This window comes from Microcoleus sp. SVA1B4, from assembly GCF_036700545.1.
GTDB lineage: Bacteria > Cyanobacteriota > Cyanobacteriia > Cyanobacteriales > Microcoleaceae > Microcoleus.
In genome coordinates, this window is the sequence record NZ_JAUBPB010000033.1 from 31,134 (window position 1) to 38,661 (window position 7,528).

Genomic DNA, 7,528 nt, shown 5'->3' on the forward strand with positions numbered 1-7,528 from the left:
GGCAGTTCAACGCTTGTTCCGAATCGACAACAGCTCCACAGCGAGCCGCTTTCTTTCCTCTCCTCGGCGGTCATATTTAGCCACAATTGCAGGCGAAGAATGTCCCGCCAACTCCGCCACAGTCACGATATCAACTCCAGCATCTAGCAAATCCGAGCAAAAAGTCCGGCGGAAATCGTGAGGAGAAAACGACTCCACCCCCGCCTCTATTGCCCGCTTTTGCAAAATCACTAATACCGCCTGGGGTGTTAGCGGTCTGATATGTATCCGACCCATCTTCCAGGCCGGACACAACAACGCTCCCGCTTCCAGACCCCGAACCACGAGCCAATCTTCCACCACCTTCACAGCATCCCCAGGAAGGTACACCGTGCGGTCTTTGTTCCCCTTACCGCCTCGTACCTTCATAGCACCCGTGCGAGTATTAAAGTCCCTCAATTCCAGCTTCACCACTTCAGCCCGGCGCAAACCCACCCGCAGAATCGCCAGCAAAGCCGCATCGCGAGCGCCTGCCGGAGTCGAGTCATTGTGGCACACCTCAAACAGAGTGGCAATTTCATCAGCGCTCAAGGCCCGCCCCCTGAGTTTGTCAGATGTCCTAATTTTAGGCAAATCGATCGCCTTGGCATAGTCAGTCGCGCTCATCAAATCCAGCCGCAGTGATTCTTTCAACACCCGCTTCAGAGCACACATCATCTTTTTAGCAGTAGCCGGAGAGTGCTGTGCTATCAATGCCCCTTGCACCGCAGCCGTGTGCTGGTAGCGCAGCGTCGCCCAATTCAGCGTCATCGCGTCGCACTGCCCCTCCGTCAGCAAAGACGCGATCGCATCAAGAGACTGCCGCATCGTCGGCTGTGAGCCGGGTGCCAACAGAGAAAGGTACACCGCCACCGGGTGAGAAGTCAGTGGCAGAGGCTGTGGCAACAAGAGCGTTAAATCTGAGGTAACAGCGTTCAAAGGACGACCTGTGAAATTGTCAGAACAGCACTTCTAGGAATTCCTCTTAATTGTCGGACAATTAGTGCAATCACAACAAAAAAAGTTTGACTGGCCCCTAGAAATTGCTGCAAGTGCGGGAGCATCAACAGATGCTGCCGTTTCTCCTTCAATTTTTGTTGCTTGTGAAGCTTTTAAAGGAATTAATTAAGAGAAAGTTTAAGTAGGTAGGCGGAATTAAACTCAACTATGTAACAGTATGTAAACAGGGCTGACTTAGCCACGCTTAGGGAATTGGGATACTTTACAATCGTTTACATAATTGCGTTTTACAGCGCCTACTTAACTTAACGCGCCCGAAAAAGAAGTCGAATTTGCTTTCTCTGACCGTGCAACCTTCACCCTGAATAACATTATCCGCGGTTCAACCTTGACCCTATACGATTGAGTTATCTAGGGAGAGCAGGCAGCCGTGCGATCGCGGATATCCTAACTGAGGGTGGTGCGATCGCCTCAAGAAAGCCAAGGCATTTGTTGAGCTATCAGCATACGGTAGCACGGAGATCGCAGTTAACGGAACGCTATGCCCCAGCGCGACATCGCTTCAGTTGCCTGAAAAGCCAGTTATGGGATATTCATCTAAACAGCTAAAGGTATAATACGTTTAACTGTTTAACCAATTACCGCAAGCTAGCGATTGATCGTTTGATCGTTACCCAAAAGAGCAATCGCCCCAGTTGACTTTGGGTCTAACCAGTCAGACAAAAAACCCCAGATTTTACAGCAAGCAGCAAATTGCAGGTTTATGAAGTACACCCTAGAAACCCGGTTTCATCAAGAAACGGGTTTCGCCTACCTACTTACCTTACTCGTGCTGTAACTGCCAATCTGCGGCTGACCTCAGACTTGCTCATAAACTGTTAAACCTATTAGACGTTTAACAGTTTATGACTTTAACACTTAAGCATATAAAAGTGTTAAGCTAAATGATGATTAGACCTTAATAGGATTTTATGTTAAAGGTCGCTATTTTCAATTTCAAAGGCGGTACGGGGAAAAGTACCACAGTTTTAAACTTAGGAGCTTGCCTCGCTGCAAGTAAGTGCCGCGTCCTGCTGCTCGACTTGGATGGGCAGCGCACCCTTAGTTTTGGGTTAGGCCAAGACGGTCAGCAGCCGACAGCTTTAGATTGGCTTCAGGGGGATAACGTAGAGCCATTAAATACAGAGGTAAAAAATCTGTGGCTGATTCCGGGGGATTTGGGACTGTTCCAGTTGCAGTCACCTCATGATTTATTCACCCCAGCCCTCTCTAAGCTGAAGGGGTTTGATGTGTGCCTGATGGACTGTTCGCCTGGGCTTTCCTCTGTTTCGGTACAGGCTTTGTTGGCGTGCGATCGCGTGTTGATTCCGACTCTGTGCGAACCGGCTGCCCTCAAAGGGTTGTCGGAAGCGGTGGAATTAATTCGAGGGGAGCAAACAGGAGTGCCAATTGAGGTGTTACGGACTCGCTATAAGTCGCGCTTGTTGTTAACCCAGGAAGCTGACAGTTTGCTGGTTGAGGCTTCTGTGGAACTGGACTATCGGCTGCTGCATACGGTGATTCCTGACAACATTGCTGTGGCAGAATCCATTGCTCAGCAAAAGCCTGTCACCGCCTATGCTGCCAAGTCCTCCGGTGCTTCATCTTATCGGTTTTTAGCTAAAGAATGCAAAAAATTGTGGAGGTTGTCGTGAACAAACCTAAAAGTAAAATGGGGGGGATGGGAAAGCTCAGCCAGTTTTCCGGAATTAAGCAGTCACCAGCACCAGTAGATATTGAAGCTGATAGGGTACCCGCTCTTGACCCTCCGGTTGAAGCTGCGACAGGGGCTAATTCCAAGGAGAAACTGGTAGCGGTCAATTTCAAAATTACTCGCAACCAGCATGAATGGTTAGCAGATACAGCCAGACTTATTAGGGACAACAACGCCCAAGCTGTGCCACCAGCAGAACGAGTGTATCCTCAGCATTTGATGGGTGTGGCGATTTCTCTGTTACAACAGGCTGATGTGGACTGGAGCCAAATCAAGAATGTTGAACAGTTGCGTAAACAGTTAAACCTATTAAACCTTTAGATTTTTTTTAGGGAATCGCAATGGCAGAATGGTTTATCTTTCCTATGAAGGATGAGAAATTAAAAACTGAAGGAACAGGCGCGAACAAATATTATGATTAAATTTTCAGCCAGTCCCAGAAAAGTTTGGGCAGTTGCAGAAGCAGAGCGTCTGGCCTACGGTTATTTATTTAATCCGACCTTCGCCACAGAAACCTCACTTATTGAACCCTTACCCCACCAGCGTATTGCAGTTTACAAACATTTACTGCAACATCAGCGACTGCGGTTTCTCCTTGCTGACGATGCCGGTGCTGGTAAAACCATTATGACAGGTCTCTACATTCGCGAAATGCTATCGCGTCGGTTAATTCACCGGGTTCTCATTGTATCACCGGCTGGGTTATTGGGAAACTGGCAACGGGAAATGAACAAATTATTTAGTCTGCCGTTTCGCATTGCCACTGGCAACGAAGCAAAATCTACTAATCCCTTTATTGGTGAAAATAGCAACCTTCTTATTGTTAGCGTTGATACTTTAGCAGGAGAGCGAATGTTTTCGCGTCTGCAAGAGTCGCCAGTAATTCCCTATGATTTAGTAATATTTGACGAAGCTCACAAACTCTCGGCCGATCGCGAACCAGACTTTTATATTCGCAAAACTAAACGCTACCAACTGGCAGAAGCTTTGGTCGGAATTAACGATGATGAAAACTGCCAATTAGAATGGACTTGTCAGCATTTATTGTTACTGACAGCAACCCCTCATCAGGGGAAGGATTTTCCCTACTATTATTTGTGGCGGTTATTAGAGCCAGAAGTCTTGTCAACTTATGACGCTTTTAACACTTACCCTCCTGCTTCTCGTCAGCAACATTTTATGCGACGCACCAAAGAGGAAATGGTGCGTTTTGATGGCACTCTCATCTATCCGATGCGAATTTCAGACACTCTGAGTTACGAACTCACTCAAGGTGAAATTAGCGAACAAACTCTCTATGAAAAAACTACTCACTATATTGAAAATTACTATAACCGCGCTCAAAATTTAAATCGGTCTGCGGCTAAATTAGCAATGAGTGTATTTCAGCGAAGGAGCCTAGCCTGATAAGCAAACTGCAAGCACCCGATAAAGAAGCGACGGTCAGGTTTACTGTAGATATGTCCGAATCCCTGCACCGCAAACTGTCGGTGTTGGCAGCAAAGACAGGACGCAAGAAAGTAGATATCGTACGGATGCTGCTGGAGGATGGGTTGAAAGAAGTGTCCGGGTAGGGACTCACGCCTTGGAAATCAGAGCGAACTGCGATGAAGATGGAGCGGTTGAAAGAAGTTGATTGAGGCTCCAATAGCTCACGCCCCTACCTTCTTATCTTTTACGCGGCAGATGGCAACTTTTCAACTTCTTTCCCCAAAAACCGTTCGTTGACAATTTCCCTGTAAGCCTCTAAATCCGGCTGCCAATTTTCCAAAAGTTTGTACAAGTGTTGCAGTTTTTCGCCTTCTAATTCCCCGGTAATTTCGTATTGGAAACTGCCGGAGAACAATACTGCGGGAGTTGGTTCGGCTTCTTGCAGTTGCAGCATAGCTTCGGCAACGCTCAAGTTGAGTTCTCCTTGTTCTAAAGAGTAAACTAAATTAACGGCAGCTTTGACCGGAGCTTTCCCCACATCAGACCAAGTTCCTTTTGATAATAAAGTGGAGGTGATGTACTCGCGGGCCGCATTTTCATCTCCCCCTTCAAAGGTGACGAAACTTCTCGGATTGATGCTCAAATTTTGATAGTCGGTGCGGGGTAGTGCTTCAACGTACTTGCGGATAATGGCAGGAATTTTTACGTCTTCTTGTGATTTTGTAGAGAGAGATTCGATGAAGGTGATGGCGTTCGATTGGGCGACGATATTGATGCCGTTGGTGAAGGCAACCTGAGAGATTTGGGGACTGAAAACGGGAGGGCGGGCGAGTTCCCAATCGGCGGGGACGATGCCGCTGTATTTGAGGAAATCCGAGTTGAGGAGGGTGGGAGAGTGGTTTTTGGCCGTCAGGGCTAAAGCTAATTCTTGGATGGTTACTGTGGGTGTCATGGCTGTTTGTAGAGCGATATTATGTTAAATTTTATACTGTGCAGGTTGTCTTTGTACAGGGGGAAGTTCGTTTGCGATCGATGTTGGGTTTTTGGTAGCGAGAGAGGATTAGCAGCAGTTGCGAGGGAACTTTCTGAAAGTCCATCTGAGGGCAAAATTTTATGCCCAAAGCTTCGCGATGGCTCAAATGGGCTGTACTCGGATACTGCTTGAAATATTCATCGCCAATGCGCGGTGCTTTGCATCCGCAAAAAGCACCGCGCATTGAGGGTCAGCCGTAATCGCCCAATCTCTAACCTAATATCCTCAATATTTTTTTTAGTCTGCGATTACTTAATTCAACAAGATGGGTGTTGCGCGCTGTTCATCAACATCAATCCGAAAGAATCTCTCAGAGGGATAATAATAACGGATAGCGTCCTCCCACCCCAAATCAGGCACCCAGAAAGGATGCTCCCCAGTAGTAGAAATCACCTCCCCATCCACATAAAGGTCAACCAGCGCATCAGTTTCCCGCACAAACGTATGCAAAACCTGCCGCGCCTCAATTTCCCCCGGAGTAGTTTGGTAGTGTGTAAATTCTCATCAGTGACGCTGGTGATGCGACCGAACTGGTCGTAACCCATCAATATTTTATCGCCATTTTGGAAAGTTGTTTCAACTTTCTGCCCGTATTCATCGTATTTATAACGAATGCTGCGACCTAGTGCATCAGTAACTCGAACTAAATTGCGACGCTTGTCGTATTCAAACTCCGTGCGTTCGTTTAAAGCATTAATAACAGCTTTGATTTGGCTGTAAGCATCGTATTCGTAAGTGGTGGTTTGATTGAGTTCGTTGGTTTCGGTTTTTAGCCGTCCCTGTGAGTCGTAGGTCAGCGATAAGCGAGAGTTATCGAAGTAAATTGTTTCTTTAATTCGCGCGAATTCATCGTAAACATAGCGAGTTGTACGATTTTTGAAGTCGGTGACTGACTCAACTTGTCCGCCTTGGTTGTAGGTGTAGGTGGTGTCATTACCAAGAACATCTTTTGAACGGATTAATTGACCGATGTCGTTGTAGAAATAGGCATCTTTACTTCCATAAATATCTGTTTGAGTTTTGATGCGACTGGCGGCTGAATATTCGGTTTTGATTCTCTTGTTGTCATCCCAAGTCGGCGTAGAATCCGGTAGAATTGTTTCTGCTAAACCGCCTAATTCATCGTAGGTATAACGGGTTTCTAATCCAGTAGTCGAGACTTCCGCAATCAAGTTGTTGGCAGAGTCGTACTTTTTAATGACTTTCGGATTGTCGCTGCTATTTGTTGGCGTGTTGTCGGGTAAGGTAATTTCATCAATGCGCGTGACTCCTGTGTTGTTTGACCCGGAGGTTGGCAAGTTGTAGCGATAGGAGGTGGTATTTCCAAATACATCTGTCATTGATGTCACCCGTCCCAGGTCGTCGTAACTCATCGATTGATTATTACCGATAGAAGTGCGGCTGGCAATGGTTTTACCTTCGGAGTCGCAGTCATACTCCATCCATTGCGTATAAGTTTGACCGTTGAGGGTAAATGTGGTTGTTGCTTTCTTGATTCTGTTATTGAGGTCGTAATCAGTTTTAACTTCGTTACCTCGGCTATCCACCATGCGGTTAATGTTACCGAAGCAGTCGTAGTCAAATTCTGTTACTTGACCGTCTGGTGCGGTTTGAAAACGCAGTTGACCTTGTGCGTTGTAGCTGTAGGTTGTTTTTAGTCCGTCTGTATCAATGCTAGACTATGCCTAACTGAAATTTGAGCCAATTCTTGTTTTAAAACATCTATATATGAGCTTCCAAGTATTGACATACATCTTCATGTTTATAGTAGCGAGCTAAATGTAAGGCAGTTTGCCAGCCATCAACAAGAGTTGCATCAACTCTCGCACCATGCTCAACCAATAGTTTCACTATCTCGATAGAACCAGAAATACTAGCTGTCATCAATGGAGTAACTCCTTCCTCTCTAACAGAATTAACGTCAGCCCCTGATGAAATTAGCAGTTGAACCAGTTGAATATTTCCTGTTCCAGCAGCAGGAATTATAGGAGGTTCCCTAACTTTTGTATTAGCATCAGCACCAGCATCAATCAATGTTTGGACGATTTCTAAATTGTTTAAATTTGCGGCTAGCGCAATGCTTACTCCAAGACACCTTGACCAATATGGCAGATTGTGGCCCTTCTCAAGCAAAATTTGAACGATAGCTAAGTTCCCAATTGCGACTGCTTGCTCTAACAAGGTTTCATAATCTTCTCGATCTTCATCCCAGTCAAGATGAACGAGGTATTGCTTGTTAGATAGGAGGGTTTTAAGTAAATCTATATCCTGGAAATCTATAGCTTGATAGAGTTTCAAAAAGCGTGGATGAGGTTGATAAACCATAATACTTG

9 protein-coding genes are annotated in these 7,528 nt (G+C 46.1%); 4 read left to right on the forward strand and 5 right to left on the reverse strand.

Annotation, left to right across the window (positions count from 1 at the left end; genetic code table 11):
• Nucleotides 1-6 precede the first annotated feature (6 nt).
• A complete protein-coding gene (locus tag QT987_RS16545; RefSeq protein ID WP_333241817.1) occupies nt 7-957 on the reverse strand; it encodes a tyrosine-type recombinase/integrase in 951 nt (316 codons plus the stop codon).
• Between the two features lie 64 nt (nt 958-1,021).
• On the opposite strand from QT987_RS16545, the gene QT987_RS16550 reads away from it, so the two are divergent.
• The 4 genes from QT987_RS16550 (at nt 1,022) to QT987_RS16565 (ending at nt 4,138) form a co-directional block, all read left to right on the forward strand.
• The gene (locus QT987_RS16550; RefSeq protein ID WP_255512975.1) at nt 1,022-1,147 is read left to right on the forward strand and encodes a hypothetical protein; all 126 of its coding nucleotides are present in this window, start codon (nt 1,022-1,024) and stop codon (nt 1,145-1,147) included.
• Nucleotides 1,148-1,949: 802 nt separating this feature from the next.
• Complete coding sequence (locus tag QT987_RS16555) at nt 1,950-2,672, forward strand: ParA family protein (RefSeq protein ID WP_015179842.1); 723 nt, start codon at nt 1,950-1,952, stop codon at nt 2,670-2,672.
• A complete protein-coding gene (locus tag QT987_RS16560; protein ID WP_333241820.1) occupies nt 2,669-3,052 on the forward strand; it encodes a hypothetical protein in 384 nt (127 codons plus the stop codon). Before QT987_RS16555 ends, QT987_RS16560 begins: the two co-directional genes overlap by 4 nt.
• 93 nt (nt 3,053-3,145) lie before the next feature.
• Nucleotides 3,146-4,138, forward strand: a complete 993-nt coding sequence (locus tag QT987_RS16565; RefSeq protein ID WP_333241822.1) for a DEAD/DEAH box helicase — start codon at nt 3,146-3,148, stop codon at nt 4,136-4,138.
• Between the two features lie 268 nt (nt 4,139-4,406).
• Here QT987_RS16565 and QT987_RS16570 read toward each other — a convergent pair whose 3' ends face one another.
• The 4 genes from QT987_RS16570 to QT987_RS16585 all read right to left on the reverse strand — a co-directional run bounded on the left by QT987_RS16570 (nt 4,407) and on the right by QT987_RS16585 (nt 7,520).
• Nucleotides 4,407-5,114: a hypothetical protein gene (locus QT987_RS16570; protein WP_333241824.1), complete on the reverse strand. Its 708-nt coding sequence runs from the start codon at nt 5,112-5,114 to the stop codon at nt 4,407-4,409.
• 31 nt (nt 5,115-5,145) lie between these two features.
• Nucleotides 5,146-5,379 (reverse strand): hypothetical protein, encoded by a 234-nt coding sequence (locus QT987_RS16575; RefSeq protein ID WP_333241826.1) that lies wholly within the window; start codon nt 5,377-5,379, stop codon nt 5,146-5,148.
• Between the two features lie 205 nt (nt 5,380-5,584).
• Entirely contained in the window at nt 5,585-6,745 is a 1,161-nt protein-coding gene (locus QT987_RS16580; protein WP_445299611.1) for a hypothetical protein, read from the reverse strand.
• Between the two features lie 172 nt (nt 6,746-6,917).
• Nucleotides 6,918-7,520 carry an ankyrin repeat domain-containing protein gene (locus tag QT987_RS16585; protein WP_333241828.1) on the reverse strand — a complete coding sequence of 201 codons (603 nt, stop codon included), beginning with the start codon at nt 7,518-7,520 and terminating at the stop codon, nt 6,918-6,920.
• Nucleotides 7,521-7,528: the final 8 nt, after the last annotated feature.

Bases quoted from the DNA above. Each gene is read 5' to 3' on its own strand.
- QT987_RS16555 (WP_015179842.1), top strand. From the start codon at position 1,950: ATGTTAAAGGTCGCTATTTTCAATTTCAAAGGCGGTACGGGGAAAAGT.
- QT987_RS16565 (WP_333241822.1), top strand. From the start codon at position 3,146: ATGATTAAATTTTCAGCCAGTCCCAGAAAAGTTTGGGCAGTTGCAGAA.
- QT987_RS16570 (WP_333241824.1), bottom strand. From the start codon at position 5,114: ATGACACCCACAGTAACCATCCAAGAATTAGCTTTAGCCCTGACGGCC.
- QT987_RS16575 (WP_333241826.1), bottom strand. From the start codon at position 5,379: ATGCGCGGTGCTTTTTGCGGATGCAAAGCACCGCGCATTGGCGATGAA.
- QT987_RS16580 (WP_445299611.1), bottom strand. From the start codon at position 6,745: ATGGTGGATAGCCGAGGTAACGAAGTTAAAACTGATTACGACCTCAAT.
- QT987_RS16585 (WP_333241828.1), bottom strand. From the start codon at position 7,520: ATGGTTTATCAACCTCATCCACGCTTTTTGAAACTCTATCAAGCTATA.